The 19,488-nt window shown below is 63.8% G+C and carries 14 protein-coding genes; 6 read left to right on the top strand and 8 right to left on the bottom strand.

Annotated features, from left to right (window positions below; translation table 11 throughout):
- Positions 1 to 14 precede the first annotated feature (14 nt).
- Positions 15 to 1,262 carry an MFS transporter gene (locus LMTR21_RS19595; protein ID WP_065753942.1) on the top strand — a complete coding sequence of 416 codons (1,248 nt, stop codon included), beginning with the start codon at positions 15 to 17 and terminating at the stop codon, positions 1,260 to 1,262.
- Here LMTR21_RS19595 and LMTR21_RS19590 read toward each other — a convergent pair.
- On the bottom strand, positions 1,252 to 2,178 hold the full coding sequence (locus LMTR21_RS19590; RefSeq protein WP_065753943.1) for a LysR family transcriptional regulator: 927 nt from the start codon (positions 2,176 to 2,178) through the stop codon (positions 1,252 to 1,254). The two genes, LMTR21_RS19595 and LMTR21_RS19590, sit on opposite strands and share 11 nt — an antisense overlap.
- A 97-nt stretch (positions 2,179 to 2,275) precedes the next feature.
- On the opposite strand from LMTR21_RS19590, the gene bla reads away from it, so the two are divergent.
- Positions 2,276 to 3,175, top strand: coding sequence for a class A beta-lactamase (gene bla / locus LMTR21_RS19585; protein WP_430642586.1), 900 nt, complete (start codon positions 2,276 to 2,278; stop codon positions 3,173 to 3,175).
- A gap of 65 nt (positions 3,176 to 3,240) precedes the next feature.
- Here the strand turns inward: bla and LMTR21_RS19580 are convergent, their stop codons facing one another.
- Positions 3,241 to 6,909: a YhdP family protein gene (locus LMTR21_RS19580; RefSeq protein WP_065753944.1), complete on the bottom strand. Its 3,669-nt coding sequence runs from the start codon at positions 6,907 to 6,909 to the stop codon at positions 3,241 to 3,243.
- A gap of 216 nt (positions 6,910 to 7,125) precedes the next feature.
- On the opposite strand from LMTR21_RS19580, the gene LMTR21_RS19575 reads away from it, so the two are divergent.
- From LMTR21_RS19575 to LMTR21_RS19560, 4 genes are all read left to right on the top strand, one after another.
- A complete protein-coding gene (locus tag LMTR21_RS19575; protein ID WP_084030692.1) occupies positions 7,126 to 7,887 on the top strand; it encodes a peroxiredoxin in 762 nt (253 codons plus the stop codon).
- 102 nt (positions 7,888 to 7,989) lie between these two features.
- Positions 7,990 to 9,345, top strand: a complete 1,356-nt coding sequence (locus tag LMTR21_RS19570) for a M23 family metallopeptidase (protein ID WP_084030688.1) — start codon at positions 7,990 to 7,992, stop codon at positions 9,343 to 9,345.
- 223 nt (positions 9,346 to 9,568) lie between these two features.
- Complete coding sequence (locus LMTR21_RS19565; RefSeq protein WP_065753948.1) at positions 9,569 to 10,015, top strand: SRPBCC family protein; 447 nt, start codon at positions 9,569 to 9,571, stop codon at positions 10,013 to 10,015.
- A gap of 263 nt (positions 10,016 to 10,278) precedes the next feature.
- The gene (locus LMTR21_RS19560) at positions 10,279 to 12,444 is read left to right on the top strand and encodes a carbamoyltransferase C-terminal domain-containing protein (protein ID WP_065753949.1); all 2,166 of its coding nucleotides are present in this window, start codon (positions 10,279 to 10,281) and stop codon (positions 12,442 to 12,444) included.
- 18 nt (positions 12,445 to 12,462) lie between these two features.
- Here LMTR21_RS19560 and LMTR21_RS19555 read toward each other — a convergent pair whose 3' ends face one another.
- From LMTR21_RS19555 to LMTR21_RS19530, 6 genes are all read right to left on the bottom strand, one after another.
- On the bottom strand, positions 12,463 to 12,960 hold the full coding sequence (locus LMTR21_RS19555) for a cupin domain-containing protein (RefSeq protein WP_210250584.1): 498 nt from the start codon (positions 12,958 to 12,960) through the stop codon (positions 12,463 to 12,465).
- The gene (locus LMTR21_RS19550; protein ID WP_084030689.1) at positions 12,957 to 13,640 is read right to left on the bottom strand and encodes a helix-turn-helix domain-containing protein; all 684 of its coding nucleotides are present in this window, start codon (positions 13,638 to 13,640) and stop codon (positions 12,957 to 12,959) included. Before LMTR21_RS19550 ends, LMTR21_RS19555 begins: the two co-directional genes overlap by 4 nt.
- Before the next feature lie 62 nt (positions 13,641 to 13,702).
- The gene (locus LMTR21_RS19545) at positions 13,703 to 14,632 is read right to left on the bottom strand and encodes a DMT family transporter (protein ID WP_065753951.1); all 930 of its coding nucleotides are present in this window, start codon (positions 14,630 to 14,632) and stop codon (positions 13,703 to 13,705) included.
- Between the two features lie 74 nt (positions 14,633 to 14,706).
- On the bottom strand, positions 14,707 to 15,576 hold the full coding sequence (locus tag LMTR21_RS19540) for an NAD(P)-dependent oxidoreductase (protein WP_065753952.1): 870 nt from the start codon (positions 15,574 to 15,576) through the stop codon (positions 14,707 to 14,709).
- A 3-nt stretch (positions 15,577 to 15,579) separates the two neighbouring features.
- A protein-coding gene (gene prfB / locus LMTR21_RS19535; RefSeq protein WP_141688374.1) for a peptide chain release factor 2 occupies positions 15,580 to 16,711 on the bottom strand; the annotation gives its coding sequence in 2 pieces (ribosomal slippage) (positions 15,580 to 16,641 and positions 16,643 to 16,711; 1,131 coding nt in all).
- A gap of 89 nt (positions 16,712 to 16,800) precedes the next feature.
- Positions 16,801 to 19,341, bottom strand: a complete 2,541-nt coding sequence (locus LMTR21_RS19530; protein ID WP_065753993.1) for a penicillin-binding protein 1A — start codon at positions 19,339 to 19,341, stop codon at positions 16,801 to 16,803.
- Between the last annotated feature and the right edge of the window lie 147 nt (positions 19,342 to 19,488).

The following is a 19,488-nucleotide window of genomic DNA, read 5'->3' as shown; positions in this document are numbered from 1 at the left end:
CGCTCCCTGCATCCATGGATCGCAAGACGCCAGAGCACGACGCGTCAACCAAGCCGCTCAAGCCGGAGCGGGTTGCGCTCAACGTGCTGGCGCTGTGCTTTACGCTGGCGCTGCTCGGCCGCGGCCTCGGCGAGAGCTTTACGGTATTCCTGAAACCGATCGCGGAGAATTTCGGCTGGGACCGCGCCGAAGTGGTTTCGGTCTATTCGCTGACCTGGCTGGCGGGCGGGCTGATGGCCCCGGTGGTCGGCCGGCTGTTCGATCGCTACGGCCCGCGCACCGTCTATTCACTGGGGCTGCTGCTGCTCGGCGGCGCGTTTCTGGGGGCCTCCCACGCGCAGGCACTGTGGCAATTGCAGTTGAGCACCGGGCTGGCCGTCGGGATCGGCATCGCCTTCATCGGCAACGTGCCGAACTCGATCCTGCTCGGCCGCTGGTTCGGCCCGCGGCTGCCCACCGCGATGGCGATCGTCTATTCCGCAACCGGCGCCGGCGTTCTGGTGCTGCTGCCGGCGTCGCAGATCCTGATCGATTACGTCGGCTGGCGCGGCGCCCACCAGATTTTCGGCATCTTCACGCTGTGCCTGCTGGTGCCATTGCTGCTGTTGCCATGGCGGCTGTTCGCCACGGGCTCACCGCACGTCACCAAAAAAGCCGATCCCGATTTCGTTGACGATGGCTGGACGCTCGCGAGCGCCATGCGCCACCACGCATTCTGGGCGCTGTTCTCGACCTTCTTCTTCACCGCCGTCGGCATGTACGCGATCTCGGCGCAGATCGTCGCCTATCTGATCGATGCCGGCTTCCCGCCGCTACAGGCCGCGACCGCCTGGGGCTTTTCCGGCGTCGTGCTGCTGTTCGGCATGCTGGGCGTGACCCAGCTCGATGCGATGATCGGGCGACGGCCGTCGGTCTTGCTCAGCTACGCCATCTCGATTCTAGGCATCATCCTGCTCTGGCTGTTGCAGTACTATCCGAACTTCTGGCTGCTCGGCGCCTTCGTCGTGACCTTCGGCAGCATGATCGGCTCGCGCGGACCGCTGATCACGGCGACCGCGATGAAGATCTTTCGCGGCGAGCGCGTCGGCACCATCTACGGCACGATCTCGATCGGCAGCGGCCTTGGCTCGGGCCTCGGCGCATGGGGCGGCGGTTTGATCCACGACTGGACCCACAGCTATAATCCCGTGATCGCGTTTGCGCTGGTCGCGGTGGTGCTGGGGATGATTCCGTTCCTGGTCGTCCCGGCGCTCAGGCGGTAGCCAGGTCTCGGTACGCTTGGCGGGGGCTGCTGTTTTTTGCTGCGATCGTTTCAAGCAGCCAGTTCTTGAATGCGAGCATCGCTTGTGTCGGTTGCCGGGAGTGCAGCGACGTAATCCAGTAGTCGCCTAGTGCCACTTCGATTTGAAAGGGGCGTACCAGCCGCCGTCGACGGATCTCGTCCTGAAACAACGCCGGCGGCAGCAGCGCAACGCCGAACCCACGCGCAGCTGCGCTGGCGATCGTGATCGATGAATCGAACACCATTCCCTTGAGGACCGGGCTCTGCAGTCCCGCCGCGGCAAACCACCGTGGCCATTCCTCCTGCCGATAGGAACGCAGCAGCACCTCGCGCTTGAGATCGGCCGGCCGGCTCAGCCTGCGCGCCAGCGACGGCGCGCAGAGCGGGGTAAATGGCGCGCCCATCAAACGGGTCGCATCGGTACCGTGCCAAAGGCCGTCGCCAAACCTGATCGCGTAATCGAGGCCCTCACCCGCGATGTCGATGCGATTGTTATTGGTGAACAGGCGCAGATCGATCCGCGGATAGGCCTTCCTGAAGGCATCGAGCCGCGGCAGCAGCCATCCCGAAGCAAACGTGCCGACGACGCCGACCGCGATGACATCCTGGTAGTGGCCATCTTCAAAACGATTGAGCGTTTCGGTGAGCCGGCCGAAGGCCTCGACAATGCTCGGCAGCAGCAACTGCCCTTCATCGGTGAGCGCAACGCCGCGCGGTAATCGGCGAAACAACTGCACGCCAAGCCGGTCCTCCAGCACCTTCACGTGCTGGCTGACGGCCGCCTGAGTGACCCGAAGTTCCAGCCCGGCACGGGTGAAACTGAGGTGGCGCGCTGTCGCCTCAAAAGCCCGCAGCGCATTGAGCGGAAGGTGCGAAAGCTTCGTCCGGCGACGCATTGCTTGTCCCTAGTTTTTCTTATGCCTGCCCGCAGAACTGATCGTTTGTCAAGATTGCGGCCTGTCGGCACCTTCCCGCCCGCAGAACGGAGGATTCATTGTGATCACGAGAAGACAGTTCCAGCTTGGATGCGGCGCAGCGCTGGTAGCGACTGCCTTGAGCGGCCGGCTGAAAGCAGTGAGCGCATCGACACTCAATCAACGACTGATCGACGAGATCAAACGTCTGGAGCGCGAGAGCGGCGGCCGGCTCGGTGTGTGTGTCCTGGACACGGCAACGGGCGCTCGTCATGTCCATCGAGGCGACGAGCGCTTTCCGATGTGCAGCACCTTCAAGGCGCTGGCGGCCGCCGCGATCCTGGCGCGGGTGGACGCCGGCAAGGAACAGTTGACGCGGCGCATCACCTTCGAAGCATCCGCGCTCGTCACGTACTCGCCCGTAACCGAAAAGCACGTGGGCGGCGACGGCATGACGCTCGCCGAAATTTGCGAGGCGGCGGTGACGCTGAGCGATAACACGGCCGGCAACCTGCTGCTCGCTGCTCTCGGCGGACCTCCGGGGCTGACGGCCTTCGCCCGGAGTCTCGGCGACCAGGTCACGCGGCTGGACCGTAACGAGCCCTCGCTCAACGAGGCTTTGCCCGACGATCCCCGCGATACCACGACACCGAATGCGATGGCTTCCAGTTTGCAGGCCCTCGTCGTTGGAACCACGGCGCTGTCGGCGCCATCGCGCGAGCAACTGACGGCATGGCTGGTCGCCAACAAGACCGGCGACACCAGACTGCGTGCAGGCCTTCCGAAAGACTGGCGCGTCGGCGACAAGACCGGCACTGGTGCGCGAGGCACAAATAATGACGTCGCCGTGATCTGGCCTCACGGCAAGGCCCCCATCGTGATCACGGGCTATCTGACTGGCGCCACCGTTCCTGCCGCGCAGCAAAACGCCGTTTGGGCTTCGGTCGCGCGGGCGGTCTCGGCCATGGCATCCGGCTAGAGGCAGATCAGACAGCGATTTCCGCCGCAGGCAGCTTCCCATTCCGAAGCTGCGGCGGTTCCTGACTAATTATTCGGCGGGAGTTCGACCGGGTTATTGTTCTGCTTGCCGGTGTTGAACTCGAATATCTTGCGCAGCACGCCTGGCATCACTGCCGAAATCGGATTGACCCGCAGCACCGGCTGGCCGGGCGTGCCGACCACTTCATAGGTCACGCCGATCAGGCCTTCATTGCTACCGCCGCCGAGGAACAGGCCGAGCACGGGAATCTGCCCGAACATGTTGTTCAATCCGTACATCGGAACGAAGGTGCCGCTCATGCGCACGGCATTGCCGACATAATCGATGCTGCCTTCGATGGTCGCGCCGATGGTCGGACCCTTGACGACACCGTCGCGGATCGCGAGCTGTCCGCTTTGCCGGGTGAACTCCGCCCGCAATGCCGAAAATGATATGCCGCTCTGGGCGCCGGCCGGTGCGCCGGCAGCGGCGCGCTCGAGCGCGGCCTCGCCCCTGACAGAGAAGTCGCGGACGTTGATCAGGCCTTCCTTCGCGCTGGGTTCGACGGTTGGCGGCTCCATCGCCAGCGAAAGTTGGCCGCCGACCATTTTCGAGTAGGTGTCGGTGAAGCGGAAGAACGCGCCGGCATCGTTGGTCTGCAGCACGATGATGTCGCGTCCCTGCCCCGCTCCGCGGCCGCGCAGATCCGCCGTCACGGCCGTGTCGCGCCCGACCTTGCCGGCGAGCGTAAAGGCTCTCACGACGCCGTTGCGGCGGGAGAACTTGCTGTCGACGCTGCGCAGCGCCTCGCCGTTGAAGCCCTGGACCGCGCCGAGTTTGACGTCGATATCCAGATCAATGTTCCTGGACTTGCTCCTGGGGTCGGCTTCCTTGCCCGAGATCGCCGATTTGAGGAAGCCGCGGCCGTCGAACACATCGCCACGCATCGTCACCTTGACGACGCCGTCGGCGCCGCGCTCGGCCTTCAAGTTGGTCTTGTCGCCATCCGACGGCGCGTAGGTCGGGAAGTTCGCGCTCATCAAGTCGCCGTTCTGGTCGACCTCGAGCGATCCCTTGATCGACACGCCGCCGCCTTCGACCACGATATCCTGGAACAGCGTCGACTGTTCCTTCTTCACCACGTTGAACGTCGCCTTGCCCGACTTGCCGGGCGACTTGACCCAGCCCGGCAGGATATTGTCGAGCCGCAGCGAGGTCAGGTCGGCCTCGATGCCGACGCGGCTGTCGTTCTCGCCGATCTTGCCGACCACCTTGATCGGGATCGAGCCGCTCACGGCAGATCCGAGGTCGATACCGAGGCGTGCGCGGCTGGCATCATCCAGTGTCGCCTGCAGCCTGATATCGGCGTCGCCCTCGCTCGGCTTGCGATAGTCCAGCGAAGCCGCCTGCCCGTTGATCTTGACGTCGCCCTTGACCTGATAGCCCGCGTTGTTGGCGAGCACCTTCAGCGCGTTGGCCTCCAGCTTCTGATTCATCACGAGCCTGTCGGCAGCAAAGCCACTCAGGTCACCAATCACCGTGTAGGTGGTATCGGCCTTGGTCATCGAGCCCTTGACCGGCATGCCGAGCGTAATGGTGGCGGCAACGTTGCCCTTGCTGGCGTTCGGATCGATCAGCGTGCCGGAGAGATCGCTGATACGGTCGGAAGCCAGAATCTCGGCTGCGGCCGGCACCGGACAATCCACCCTGAATTTCACCTTTGATGGAGACGGTTTCGGCGCCATGTCCGGCACCTCGAAGATGAAATCAGAAATGTTGATCTTGCGCCCGGCAGGCGTGTCGGCAATTCCCTGCCCGATCGTCACCGTCGCGGTGCGTCCGGTAACCCGCGCCTTCAAATCCGCATCGCGGACCGCGGGCATGTCGTCGACCGGGCGCGCCGTCACGCCCGAGGCGACGATGTTGACGGCCAGGCCATCGTCCGGAATCGGCGGTCCCTTGCGCGAGAGATTGCGCACCGGCGAATTGACGCCAACCTCGATGCGCTGGAGCGTACCGCGCTCGATGCGCTCGATCACCCATTCACGTACTTCAGGCACGATCAGAATCGGCCACATCCGCTTCAGCGCGGATGCCGACATCGGCGTACCCGCAAAACCGAGCTGCAGGCGCGCTTCGTTCGCATAGTCGATGCTGCCGGTGCCGGCGATGCCGATCTCGCCGTTGCTGATATCGGCCTGGGTGAGCAGCACACGTTTCCGGTCGGTGTCGAACTTCATCCCGATCGAGATCCGGTTGAAGATCAACGGTGGTTCATTGTCGGTACCGGCCAGCAGGATCGTACCGCCGCTAAGGCCGGCCTGCCATTCGGTGGTGGCGCCATTCGGCGGCTCGAGATGACCGAGCAGCGTAATCCGGTTCGCGCCGGAAACGACCTTGAAGGGCGCGACCAGCACGCGCCGTCCGGAGTCCCATTCGACGCTCATCTCCGCCGAATCGATCGGCATCGGATAATCGGGCGTATCGCTGTCGATGAGGTGCCCGGCGCCCGCCGTGACCTTGCCGCGTAAATAGGTCGGCACGCCATCGCGGCCCAATTCGCCTTTCAGTTCGCCGGAAAGCGGCAGGTCCGCGCCATAGGTGAGATCCTTGACCCGCATCGCCAGCAGGATGTTGGCAGCCGGCACCTTGTCGGCGCGAAGATCAACCGAGCGCACGCCGTTCTGCGGCGGTCCGACCACCACCTTCAGCGACCATGGACGCGCGCCCTCTTCGCCAAGGCTTACTGCCACCCCGCCGCTGCTCGGGCGGCGCATACTGAGGCTGATATTGTCGAACGTCCACTTGTTGCCGCGCTGCTGGTCGTCGACGACGAGATTGCCGTTCTTGAGGCCGATCTCGTTCAGATTCTGTCCGTCGAGCCCGGTCAGGCTGAGGCTGTCGAGCCAGTCGAGGCCGGCCAGCAATCCGTTCTGCGTCGGATCGGGAGCCGTCGCCGGCGCGCCTGGGGCGGGCGCAGGCGCCGCGCGGGGGAAGGTCGGCGCTATGCCGGCATCGCGCTTGGAGGCAACGCCCGTCGCCAATGGCTTGGCAGTTTCGCCGGCGGATACCGTGACCTGACCGTCCGGCGTGATTCGTACCGCGAGTTCGGCGTCGACCAGATTGAGGCTCTCGGCGCGCAGCCGCCCCATCAGCAGCGCCGTGCCTGACAGTCTCACCTCGGCCTTCGGTGCGGTGGCGACAACGACCTGATCGCGGTCGCGGACCACGATGTCGCGAATGCGCACCGCTATACGAATCCGTCCGGCCCGCTCGATCTGCGTACCGCCGACCGCAACCGTATTGCCGTGGCCGATATTTTCCTCGATTGCGGCCGCGAGCCAAGGCGTCGCGATATCGAGATTGATGGGCCCGGCGCCAAGCCGCCACCACAACCCGCCGAAGCAGCCGATGAAGATCACCGCCAGCACGGCGATCACGATCGCCAGGCGCTTGACCCAGCGCTCGCCGCTCATCCACCGCCGCAGCGCTGAGAACCTGTCGCCGGCACGGTGAAATCCGGAATCGGAACGCGACAGCAGGCGCCGCGCGCGGTAGCCGGCGGCTTCGTCCTGCTCCCAGCCCGCTGCGTCATCCCATTGCTGGGTCTCGGCATGCGGATTCGACCCCTTTGGCGAAGTATTCCTAGCCATTGCCTCTCGGTGTCGGCGCTGAGGTTGATCGCCGCCAAGGGCGCGCTCTTCGATCTGTATCGAGCGCTCCTGTGCCGGCATCGCTGCCAATCCTCGATTAATACTGTTACTCGTGGTCGGACCCAAGGACTGATTGGGCGGCCCCATCGACGAGCGGACGGGTGTAGCGTCGAATTCCTTGTAACCGTACTCCGGGGTCATCAAAGTTGCCCGGCAGCCGGAGCGAATCCGACGGTCAAAGGCAAGACCCGCAATACCCTAATGGTTGATCTGCGGAAAGCGACGAAAGGAAGGCGTATGTCCAAGAAAACGCGCATGAAATCCTCCAAGCCATCCTCCCAAAGCCGCAAGACGCCCGCTCGAAAACCATCCGCAGCCAAGGCCGCCCGTAAGACGGCCCGCCCCGCCGCCGCGGCATCAGCCAAAAAGCCTGCCGCCAAGGTAGCCCGCAAGGTAGGCCCCAAGGCCGCCAAGGAAACTGTCAAAAAACCGGCCAAGGCCGCAAAAATCGCATCAGCAAAATCGTCGCATAAGCCGACACCTAAAAAGTTAATAAAATCCAACCTATCGGATGCGCCCAAACCGGCTGCCGGAACCGGGCTGGCCGAAGGCACCATGGCCCCCTCTTTCAGCCTGCCACGGGATGGCGGCGGCAGCGCGTCGCTGGCCGACTATGCGGGCAAGAAACTGGTGCTGTTCTTCTACCCCCGGGCCGACACCCCCGGCTGCACCCGGGAGGCGATCGACTTCACCCGGCTCCGCAGCGCGTTTGCCGATGCGGGCGCTGAGGTGCTCGGCATCTCCGCCGACACCGTAAAGGCCCAGGAATCCTTCCGCGACAAGCACCAGCTTTCGGTTCCTCTGATCTCGGATGAGCAGCATGACATGCTGGAGGCCTATGGTGCCTGGGGCGAAAAATCGATGTATGGCAGGACCTTCATGGGAATCATTCGCACCACGGTTCTGATCGACGCCGAGGGGCGGATCGCCAGAATCTGGCGCAATGTCCGGGTCGACGGCCATGCCGAAGAGGTGCTCGCCGCGGCGCAGGCCATCTGATTTGGCCAGTTCCCATTTTCCAAAAATTAACCATGAGAGGGTCAAATCGGCCCCGCAGATTGAGCCGTACGGAACTTATCTCCGACCGGCGCGGGAGTGCCGATGTCGTACCGTTCCGGTCATTATTCCGATCACCACCACCCTCATGATCATGGCCGGACGCCGCCGCGCCGGCCTGCACCCCAGGCGGCAAGGACCGCCGCCGCGCTCGATGGCAATGGCTATGCCATCGTCCATGCCGGCAAGCAGGTCCGCTTCGGGCCGGTGGTGTTCTGGATCGTGGTCGGTACGATCGTGCTGCTCGGCATGTGGTCGGCGGCGACCGCCACTTACTTTGCGTTTCGCGACGACGTCCTGACCCGGCTGATCGCCCGTCAGGCCGAGATGCAATATGCCTATGAAGACCGCATCGCGGAGCTGCGCGCCAAGGTCGACCGCACCACCAGCCGACAGCTGCTCGATCAGGAACAGTTCGACCAGAAGCTCGACCAGATCATGCGCCGCCAGACCGCGCTCGAATCGCGCGCCACCGCACTCGGCGCGATGCCGGATGCTGCGGCCACCGGTTCGATTCGGCCGCCGGCCCGCGGCGCGGCCGTAGAGACGCCCCCGTCCGGCAGCCTGAAGCCCTCCCCGATCAGCGACACCGTGATCTTCGTCGCGCCGCCGGATCGCGAAGCGCGGCTGGAATCGCGCACGCCGATCGTCGCCAAGCCGCAGCCCAATCAGTTCGCCAAGGTGCAGGGTGTCGACAACGTGCTGGTGCGCCTGCAGACCTCGCTCGATTCCGTCGAGCGGCGCCAGATGGCGGCGCTCAGCGCAGTCGAGGACAACATGGAATCGCGCGTCCGTCGCATGCGCGGCGTGTTCACCGATCTCGGCCTCGACATGACGCAGCTCGAGGCGGCAACGCCGCGCTCGGCGATCGGCGGCCCGTTCGTGCCGGTAAAACTGTCGGCCGACGCCGGCGCGTTCGAACGCCAGCTCAACCGCATCAACATCACCCGCGCCCAGATGCAGCGCCTCAACGCCACGCTGGCGCTGGTGCCCTACCGCAAGCCTGTTGTCGGCGAGGTCGAATTCACCTCTGGCTTCGGCGTGCGCAGCGATCCCTTCCTCGGCCGCCCGGCCATGCATACCGGACTCGATTTCCGTGCTGCCACCGGCGATCCCGTGCGCGTCACCGCGAACGGCAAGGTCGTATCGTCGGGCTGGATGGGCGGTTACGGCCGCATGGTGGAGGTCGACCACGGCAACGGCTTGTCGACCCGTTACGGCCATCTGTCGGAAATTCACGTCAGGGTCGGCGATGTCGTCAAGATCGGCCAGGTGATCGGCGCGGTTGGCTCGACCGGCCGCTCCACGGGTCCGCATCTGCATTATGAAACGCGGATCGACGGCGATGCAGTCGACCCGCAGAAGTTTTTGCGCGCCGGCGTAAGGCTAAGCGCGGGATAGACTCGCGCTGTCCGAACTGGCGCGTCCGTCCATTGATTGCGCGCGGGCTATTTCCTCTATTCTACACCAGCTCCCACCGTCGCCTAACACGGGAACCGGCGCGCGGCCGCGCTGGTAAAATTTTTTGAGCCTCATGTCGGCTCACATGGAGTTCAGTCGTCCTTGTGGCAGAGACTGAGCTAACCTGCGATAACCCCCGTTCAGTACCGGAGAATATAACGTCATGTCCCAAGGCAATACCGTTCGTTTGCACCGCGTCTTCGCCACCACGCCGGAGAAGGTTTTTCGTGCTTTCCTCGATGCGGAAGCCCTGGCCAAGTGGCTGCCGCCCTATGGCTTCACCTGCAAGGTCCATCATTTTGAAGGGAAAGTCGGCGGCACATTCAAAATGTCGTTCACGAATTTCACCACGAACACGGGCCATTCATTCGGCGGCGAGTATCTGGAGATCGTGCCCAACGAGCGCATCCGCTACACCGATCGTTTCGACGATCCCAATCTTCCCGGCATTATCGAGGTCACCGTGACCCTGAAGGCGGTTTCGGTCGGAACCGAGGTTAACATCGAGCAGGCAAACCTGCCGACGGTGATCCCGGTCGAGGCCTGCTATCTCGGCTGGCAACAGTCGCTCGCCCAGCTCGCGCTGGTCGTGGAGCCGAATATTCCGTAATAGCGACGGGTCGAGAAGAGGCGCCACGCCGCGACGCCTCTTCAAGCCCTCAAAGCAACAAGGTTCTGCATACGAACCGACACCGTTTTTTTTTCTCCCTTCTTTTTCAGTCATCTTGCAGGCAGATCTCGCAAGCCGCATTCGGGCTTGCAAGCATGTGCTTATTCCGCATGACGAAACAGCATTGTTGCCAGGCCGCAATTGTGATTGATGCTCGTTCGCGTCATTACCATGCGAGCAACGCCCCAGAAGGTTGGAACAGGTTGAAACCGAACGTACGAATTGGACCGCGACATCCGAGGCTCGCGGCCGGCGGCTTCCGCTTCGCGCGCTGGCTGGCGGCGAAAACCATGGGCGCTGCCGGATTTCATCAGCTCGGCTCTGAGTTCGCCGATGCGCGGATCGCGCATGTTCGCGGAAAACTTGCGCGGGGCGAAACCGTCTATCTCGCGGGCATCGGTGCGCCCGGCACGCATAATTCAGGGCTGGCGCTGGTCGAGGTGACGCAGGCGCACGGACCGCGACTGATCGTCAACAACGAGGAAGAGCGCTTCTCCGGCAACAAGCACACGACAGAATATCCAAAGCTGTCGATCGACGCCGTTGTGGCGACGCTGCGGGCCATGGGCCGCGACATCGGCGATATCGATGCCTGGCTCACGAGCTGGGATTATCCGACGCTCGCCGGCACGCTGGCGCGCTCGGTGCTCGAGGAACTGCCTCAGAGCATAAAACTCGTGCGCACCACCGAGGCCGCCGGCTTCGACGGCCGCCGCCTCGACCAGATGACGCGGACGCCAAAGATCCTTGCCCGCCAGCTCGGGCTTGCCGAGCGCGTGCCGCTGATCTGCCTGCCGCATCACGACAACCATGCCTGGTTCTCCTACGCCGCCTCGCCGTTCGCCGACGACGATAAGCCGACCGCGATCGCGGTGCTCGACGGCACCGGCGATCAGGGCTCGATCTCGCTTTACGTCGTCGAGCGTGGCGCGATGCGCCGGCTCTATTGCAACGACAGCATGTTCGATTCACTCGGCGCATTCTACAGCGTCATCTCGTCGACGCAGGGCGGCTGGACCTGGCTGTCCTGCGAGGGGCGCTATATGGGCGCTGCCGCCTGGGGCGACATGGACCGCGCCAGCAATCCGTATTACGCGCGCTTGCGCGATGTTCTGCATTTCGGTGCGAACGGCAAGGTCCAACTCAATCGCGCGCTGGCGAACTGGTACTGCGACCCCTTCGACCACCCGTACAAGCAAGCCCTCACCGAGATCCTCGGCGAGCCGCTGAGGCCGGACCAGCTCTGGAATCCCGATGCGGTGCTGCGCGTCGAGGACATCCACCATCGTCCCGATACAAAGGATCGTCTCGACAAGGCGGCTGCGACACAACTGGTGTTCGAGGACGCCATGATCCATGTCGTCGATCATCTGCTGCGCGCGACGGCCGCCGATCGGCTGGTGCTGACCGGCGGCGTCGCACTGAACGCGGTCGGCAATATGCGGCTGCTCGAGCATTTCAGTGAAGCATGGTTCGCGGAAGCGCAGCAGCGCAACGCCCGCCTGCGTCTATGGGTGCCGCCAGTGCCCGGCGATCCCGGCGTCACCATCGGCGCCGCCTGGCTGTTCGCGCATCTGGCGGGCGCCCCACGCGGTGCGCCGATGACGCATGCTTTCTATTGCGGCACGCCGCCGTCGCGCGACGACATTGCCGGCGCGCTCGAAGCCGACGACGTCGCCTCGCAACAGATCGGCGATATCTCGACGCCTGAAGGCCGCGAGGCGATCGCGGATTTGATGGCGTTCATGGTCGCGCAGAACGGCGTGATCGCGCTGTATCAGGGTGCGGCCGAAACCGGCCCCCGCGCGCTCGGCCATCGCTCGATCCTCGCCAACCCCTGCGATCCCAAGGCGCGCGAGCGGCTGAACGAGCGCGTCAAATATCGCGAGGCCATTCGCCCGCTGGCGCCGATGGCGACGCTGGAGGCGGCGCAGGAATATTTCGAACTGCTGCCCGGCGCCTCGGATGCCGACTACAACGCCTATAATTACATGGTGCTCACGGCGCATTCGAAGCCGCATGCCCGCGAAAAAATTCCGGCGGTCATTCACGCCGATGGCACCGGCCGCATCCAGATCGTGCGCGACGAAGACGATCCCCTCACCTACGCCTATCTGAAGGCGCTCGGCCGCCACATCGGCGTGGAGCTATCTGTCAATACGTCCTTCAATGTCGCAGGCCCCATCGCCCAGACCCCACAACAGGCGATCGATACGCTGCGCCGTTCCAAGGGGCTCGACGTCGTCATCATGGTCGCCGGCGACGGCACCGTGCACGCGGCCTGGCACGGGGGGACGCGCGACAGCGGAAGGTTCAGAAACTGGCTCGCCGACTGGAAGACATCTGCTTCCAGTCAGCCTGCGCGATAGATCGCGTGATCGGCCGGTTCAGAGATCGACGCGTTCGCTCGCAACCGCCTTGCGTTCCGCCATGTTGAACCGGCCGCTATAGATCGGACGCTCACCGGTTGTCGGACCAGGATACTGGACGATGAATATCTCCCCGCCCGTTTCAGTGCGGAATTCGCCCTCAAAGTGCGGGTCGGGATGGAACAGCACCGTTCCCGGACCATGCAGCGTTCCGTCGATTGAAAACTCGCCCTTCAGGATGTGCCAGACCTGCGCGAAGCCATGATAGTGCTCGGGGTGATAGGCGCCGGGCTCAAGCCGCAGGATTCCCGCGTTCGGTTCGGTCGGACGTTCCGGTCGCGGATGAAAGAGCATTTTGCCTGTTTCGCCCGGCCACCTGATCGTCTCCCAATCGACGTCGTCGAAATGGCGCGTCTCGTATGGCTTGTGGTCCTTGCGCGACGCTTCGCGCGCCGTCGTCAAATCCGCATTGGCGGCCGCCGTATCGGGAATCTCCTTGCTGCTGACAGCACTCATTTTGCTCTCCCTTTTGCCGTTTTCTCTCGTTCGCCTTTCCTGCCCGCAATATTGCTCCACCACTCGACCGCGATGGCCGACTGATTTTCGATCGATGTCACCATGAGCAGGCGCGCGCTGCCGGAGCCCCGCGCCCACGCCATATGCGGCACGTCCGAGCGCAAATGAATCGAATCGCCGCGCTCCAGCGCGATGGTCTCGTCGCCCACCTGAAATTCGACGCTGCCTTCGAGGACAAAACACATTTCTTCGCCGGGATGCGCGACCAGCGTCGGCTTGCGCGGTTTGGCCGACAATTCGAGCAGGAAAGTCTCCAGCCGCTGCTCGCCCACGCCCGAAGCAAGCTTGCACCAGGCATAATTTGCGTCGGCGTCCTTCGATGGAGCAGCATCGATGGACCGCACCACGCGATACGCGCGTGTCCGTTCCTCGCCTTCGATATCGGCGAATAATTCGGCCGGCGGCAGTTGAAGGACGCCGGCAATTTCCAGGAGATTGCCGATCGAACACGCGATCAGTCCGCGCTCGATCCGCGAGAGAAACGTCACTGACAGCCCGACCATTCCGGCGAGTTCATCGAGCGTCAAACCGCGTGCCGATCGAGCCCTGCGAATGACAGCGCCAATCCCGGCAAGGCGCGCCGCCTCGCGGGCGCGCCGGCCAGCCTCTGCCGAAACCACGCTGCTCTCCCGCTTTGCTTATAAGGCAAATCGTATTGCTATATAGGCAAATGTCAAGCTGGCTAGCGCCCCCTTGCGCGAGCAAGCCAACGCTTGGGAAACTTCAGCACGCGGCCGTCGATCAACAGCAGCGCGCTGCCGATCACCAGTGCGCCTGCGATCTCGCGCGGCGAAATCTGCTCGCCGAGCACGAGCGAGCCGAGCAGGATGGCGGTGACAGGCACAAGCAGCGTCACCAGCATGACGTTGGTGGCGCCGGAGCGCCGCAAAATCTGGAAGAACACGATATAGGCAAGCGCCGTCGACAAGCCGGCAAGACCGAGCACCGCGAACCATGTCACCGCACCAGGCATCGGCAATTGCCAGGGACGCTCGAAAATGCCGGCAACGACAGACATCATCAGGCTCGATGCCATCAATTGAAACGTGGTGGTGGCAAGCGGCGGCGAATCCGATAGCGCGCGCCGCGCGATCAGCGCGGAGATGCCGTAGCTCAGGGCTGCCGCGAGACACAGCAGGACGCCGAGCCCCTGCCCGCCGGCAAAGCCCAGTCCGCCGCCGCGAAGGATCACGACGCCGGCAAGGCCGACGATAACACCGGCCACACGCCTGATGATGAGCTTCTCCTCGCCCGCCAGTGCCATCACCGCCACCGTGAACAGCGGCGTGGTGGCATTGAGGATCGAAGCCAGTCCGCTCGGGATGTAGATCTGTCCGGTGACGATCAGCGAGAACGGCAGCACATTGTTGAACAAGGCGACGAGGAAGAACGGCCTCCAGCCGATCCACCCCTTCGGAAACGGCAGTCGCTGCGCGCAAAGCACCGGCAGCAGGATCATGGCGGCCAGCAGTACACGCAACAGCACGAGCGTGAACGGCGGCAACTCGCGCAGCACCACGCCATTGAAGAAGAACGATCCGCCCCACAGCACCGACAATGCGGCAAGCAATGCCCAATCGCGCGTATCGATCCGGCCGTCGCTGGCGGTCATTTCGCAAGAACCTGGTGAAATCGCGCAGCCAGCTAGGACCGGATGCACGTTGCCGTCCACCCGATTTCTGAAGATTATTTCGGCCGCGATACGATCTCGATCATCCGGCCCTCGTCTTCATCGGGCGCGTTTGTCTTCGCCTTCTCATAGGCGGCAAGCGCGGCGCGGCTGACGGGCACGCCGGGCAGCAGCGTTTCAGCGAGCGCCACCGCATAGGCCGCGTCCTTGTGACGGAGCGCTGACGTGAACGACGCGCCGGAGAAATCGCGCGCGACCATGCGCTTTGAATGCCGGATCACCTGCGGAGACGCCACCGCGCCGGTTGCCAACGCTTCCGCGACCAGGTTCATGTCCAGCCCGGCCTGCTCGGCCATCGCCACGCCTTCGGCGAGGCTTGCGATCTGCACCGCGCCCATCAGGTTGTTGATCAGCTTGAAGACGGTGCCGGTGCCAACGGCGCCAAAGTGCCTGATGGCGTCGCCGATTGGGGCGAGATAGGGTTTTGCGCGATCCAGATCGGCGGCGTCAGCACCGACGAGCAAGGTCAGCTTTCCGGCAGCAGCCGCCTGCGGCAGGCCTGTGACAGGACAATCGATATAGATCAGGCCGCGCCCACGCAGTTCGCGCGCCATGTCGAGCGCATGCTGGTGCGAAACGGTCGAACACTCGATCGCGAGGCTGCCGGCTTTCATCTTCGCTGCAGCGCCACTCTCGCCGAGCCAGACGCTGCGCGACGCCTCGTCGTCGGCAACCATCGTCACGACGGCATCTGCGCCGTCGGCGGCATCAGCCGGAGACGAAGCCCACCGCGCGCCGCGCGCGATCAAATCTTCCGCTTTGGCCTTGCTGCGATTCCACACCGCAACGTCAAAACCTGCATCGAGGTAGCAGCCGGCCATGCCATGACCCATGCGACCGAGCCCGATGAAGGCCACTTTGGTCATGGATTAATCCACATCCTCGACCGAGCCTGGACCCGTGCCAAACGCGCGCTGCGCCAGCGTTGCCGCCATGAACTCGTCGAGGTCGCCGTCGAGCACGCCCGAGGTATCCGAGGTCTGCACGCCGGTGCGCAGGTCCTTTACCATCTGATAGGGTTGCAGCACGTAGGAGCGGATCTGGTGGCCCCAGCCGATGTCGGTCTTGGCGGCCTGATCGGCGGCGGCCTGCTCCTCGCGCTTCTTCAGCTCGATCTCGTAGAGCCGCGCGCGCAACATGTCCCACGCCTGTGCGCGGTTCTTGTGCTGCGAGCGGCCTGCCTGGCAGACCACGGCAATGCCGGTCGGAATATGGGTCAGGCGCACCGCCGACTCGGTCTTGTTGACGTGCTGGCCGCCGGCGCCGCCGGAGCGCATGGTGTCGGTGCGTACGTCGGATTCCTTGATCTCGATCTTGATGGAGTCGTCGATGACGGGGAAAATCTGCACCGACGAGAACGAGGTGTGCCGTCGCGCGTTGGAGTCAAACGGCGAGATCCGCACCAGGCGATGCACGCCGGCCTCCGTCTTCAGCCAGCCATAGGCATTGTGGCCGCTGATCTGGATGGTGGCGGATTTGATGCCGGCCTCTTCGCCCTGGGACTCCTCGAGATATTCGATCTTGAAGCCGTGGTTCTCGGCCCAGCGCGTGTACATGCGCAGCAGCATCGAGGCCCAGTCCTGGCTTTCGGTGCCGCCGGCGCCGGCATGCACTTCGAGATAGGAATCGAACTTGTCGGCTTCGCCGGACAGCAGCGCTTCCAGCTCGCGGCGGGCGACTTCCTTCTTCAGGGCTTTCAGCGCGTTCTCGGCCTCGACGACGACGCCTTCGTCGTTCTCGGCCTCGCCGAGCGCAATCATCTCGACATTGTCGTCGAGCTCGCGCTCGACCTTGCCGATGCCTTCGAGCGCATCCACCAGCGAGGTGCGCTCCTGCATCAGCTTCTGGGCCTTCTGGGGATCATTCCAGAGATTGGGATCTTCGGCGAGACTGTTCAGCTCGGCGAGCCGGGCCGTGGATTTCTCGACGTCAAAGATGCCTCCTCAGCAGCCCGACTGACTGCTTGATCTCTTCTACGAGGCGTTCGACTTCCGCGCGCATGGTCTCTTCTGTCTGCGGCTTATGCCGCGATTGGATGATGCCGCAAGGGATGTAGCGGCGGACGCCACAAAGCGCAACCTGCTGGCGGTCTAGTAGAGCCGGCCGGTTCCGGGACGCATGATCGAGTCGGTCTCGGGCCGATACCCTTGGGGATATCCCTGCGCCTGAGGATATCCCTGTGCCTGGGGATAGCCCTGCACCTGTCCTTCTTCCCCCTCAGCAACGCCGACGACGGCGGCGTAACTATCCGGTGGCGCGGTGCCCGGCTTGAAGGCTTCCAGAACCGTACGGCCGGTATCACCGGGTGCGGGGCGCATGCCGCTCTTCGAATCGATGCGCACCAGCCTGATTCCGGGAGGAACCTTGAACGGGGTCGGCGGCTTATCGGCCAGCGCGAGCTTCATGAAATCCTTCGCGATCGGGGCGGCGATGCGGCCGCCCTGCGCGGCCCGGCCCAGCGTGCGTGGCTTGTCGTAGCCAAGATAGAGACCGACGACGAGATCCGGCGAAAAACCGACGAACCAGACGTCTTTTGCGTCACTGGTGGTGCCCGTCTTACCGGCGATCGGCTTGCCGACCTCGCGCATGATCGTCGCCGTTCCACCCTGCACCACGCCTTCGAGCATCGACGTGATCTGGTAGGCGGTCAACGTATCCAGCACCTGCTCGCGGCGGTCGACGAGTTGCGGCTCGGGCTGGTTCTTCCAGCCGCCCGGCGCATCGCAGCCGCGGCACTCGCGCTGGTCATGCTTGAAGATCGTGCGTCCGTAGCGGTCCTGGATGCGGTCGATCAGTGTCGGCTTCACCCGCCGGCCGCCATTGGCAAACATCGAATAGGCCGTCACCATCCGCATGACCGTGGTCTCGCCGGCGCCTAGCGAATAGGAAAGATAGTTCGGCAATTCCTCGTAGACGCCGAAGCGCTTGGCATATTCGCCGATCAGGGGCATGCCGACATCCTGCGCCAGCCGCACCGTGACGGTGTTGAGCGATTGTTTCAGGGCATCGCGCAGCGTGATCGGCCCCTTATAGCTGCCCACCGAAAAATTGTCCGGCCGCCAGACGCCGTTGCCCTGCCCCTGATCGATCTCGATCGGCCCGTCGATCATGATCGTCGCCGGCGTGTAGCCATTGTCGATCGCCGCCGAATAGACCAGCGGCTTGAAAGTCGACCCCGGCTGCCGATAGGCTTGGGTCGCGCGATTGAACTGGCTCTGGTCGAACGAGAAGCCGCCGACCATCGCGACCACGCGGCCGGTCAACGGGTCCATAGCGACCATGGCGCCAGACACTTCCGGCAACTGACGCAGCCGATACTGGCCCTCGATCACCCTGCCTTCCTTGTCGAACAGCGGATCGGCGTAGATCACGTCGCCCGGCGACAGGATCTGCGAGACCGAGCCTGTCGCCGGTTTGCCGCGCGCCGCAGCCGGCTTCGCCCATCGCACGCCATCCAGCGTGATGAGACCGGTTTGCCGTTCCTTGGAAATGGCGCCGCCAAGTTCGCGGCCGGGCTGGAAGCCGATGCGGGCCGACTGTTCGGATGTCTCCAGCACCACGGCCATCCGCCAGGGCGAGATGTCGCTCAGCGATTTGATCTCGGCGAGCTTCACGCCCCAGTCGCCGGAAATGTCCAGCTTGCTCATGGCGCCGCGCCAGCCTTGCGCTTCGTCGAAATTTACGAGGCCGGCGGCCATGGCCTTGCGCGCCATCACCTGCATCTTCGGATCGAGCGTGGTGCGGACCGACAAGCCGCCTTCGTACAGCTTCTTCTCGCCGTAGCGCTCAAAAATGTCGCGGCGGACTTCCTCGGCAAAATACTCGCCGGCAAACGTATGCGCGCCGTTGCCGCGGCTGGCCACGACCAGCGGCTCCTTGCGCGCCTTGTCGGCGTCGGCCTGCTTGATCCAGCCGTTTTCGACCAGACGATCGATCACGTAATTGCGGCGCTCGACCGAGCGGTCGCGATTACGCACCGGATGCAGCGTACCCGGCGCTTTCGGAAGCGCGGCGAGATAGGCGGCTTCGGCAATCGTCAGGTCGTTCACGGACTTATCGAAATAGACCAGCGACGCCGCGGCGATACCGTACGCACCAAGGCCGAGATAGATTTCGTTCAGATAGAGTTCGAGGATGCGATCCTTCGAATAGGCGCGCTCGATGCGCATCGCGAGCAGCGCTTCCTTGATCTTGCGTGTGAACGACACCTCGTTGGTCAGCAAAAAGTTCTTTGCGACCTGCTGGGTGATCGTCGAGGCGCCCTGCGGGCGGCGGTTGGAGCCGAGATTCTGCACGTAGAGGACTGCGGCGCGCGCCAGGCCGGTGAAGTCGAGGCCGCCATGCTCGTAGAAGTTCTTGTCCTCTGCTGCGAGGAACGCGTTGGTGACGAGTTTCGGCATCGCCTGAATCGGCAGATAGAGCCGCCGTTCCTTGGAATACTCGCCGAGCAGCGCGCCGTCAGCGGCGTGCACGCGCGTCATCACCGGCGGCTCGTAATCCTGCAGCTGCGAATAATCCGGCAGATCCCTGGAGAAATGCCAGATACCGGCTGCGACACCGGCCACGCCCACCAGGAACACCACGCTTCCGGCTGCGAACAAGAAGCCGAAAAACCGCAACAGAAAGCGTATTATCAAAGTTTCATTCCAACTGTTGCGTCGTAATTCCCGACGTGCATTCGCGCACAAACCCTCTACCCGAGGATTCGCCGTCTGACGCTATCCCATGCTCAAATGGTCGAAATCGGGCAATTCGCTTTCCCGCGATACGAGCCGGCG

The sequence above is a fragment of the Bradyrhizobium paxllaeri genome (assembly GCF_001693515.2).
GTDB classification, from domain to species: Bacteria; Pseudomonadota; Alphaproteobacteria; order Rhizobiales; family Xanthobacteraceae; genus Bradyrhizobium; species Bradyrhizobium paxllaeri.
Note: the sequence above shows the minus strand (reverse complement) of the source record. Positions and strands in the feature narration are given on the sequence as shown.

Coding starts and splice junctions, on each gene's coding strand:
- LMTR21_RS19575 (WP_084030692.1), top strand. CDS start 7,126: ATGTCCAAGAAAACGCGCATGAAATCCTCCAAGCCATCCTCCCAAAGC.
- LMTR21_RS19545 (WP_065753951.1), bottom strand. CDS start 14,632: ATGACCGCCAGCGACGGCCGGATCGATACGCGCGATTGGGCATTGCTT.
- LMTR21_RS19555 (WP_210250584.1), bottom strand. CDS start 12,960: ATGAGTGCTGTCAGCAGCAAGGAGATTCCCGATACGGCGGCCGCCAAT.
- LMTR21_RS19590 (WP_065753943.1), bottom strand. CDS start 2,178: ATGCGTCGCCGGACGAAGCTTTCGCACCTTCCGCTCAATGCGCTGCGG.
- LMTR21_RS19595 (WP_065753942.1), top strand. CDS start 15: ATGGATCGCAAGACGCCAGAGCACGACGCGTCAACCAAGCCGCTCAAG.
- LMTR21_RS19570 (WP_084030688.1), top strand. CDS start 7,990: ATGTCGTACCGTTCCGGTCATTATTCCGATCACCACCACCCTCATGAT.
- LMTR21_RS19565 (WP_065753948.1), top strand. CDS start 9,569: ATGTCCCAAGGCAATACCGTTCGTTTGCACCGCGTCTTCGCCACCACG.
- LMTR21_RS19540 (WP_065753952.1), bottom strand. CDS start 15,576: ATGACCAAAGTGGCCTTCATCGGGCTCGGTCGCATGGGTCATGGCATG.
- LMTR21_RS19580 (WP_065753944.1), bottom strand. CDS start 6,909: ATGCCGGCACAGGAGCGCTCGATACAGATCGAAGAGCGCGCCCTTGGC.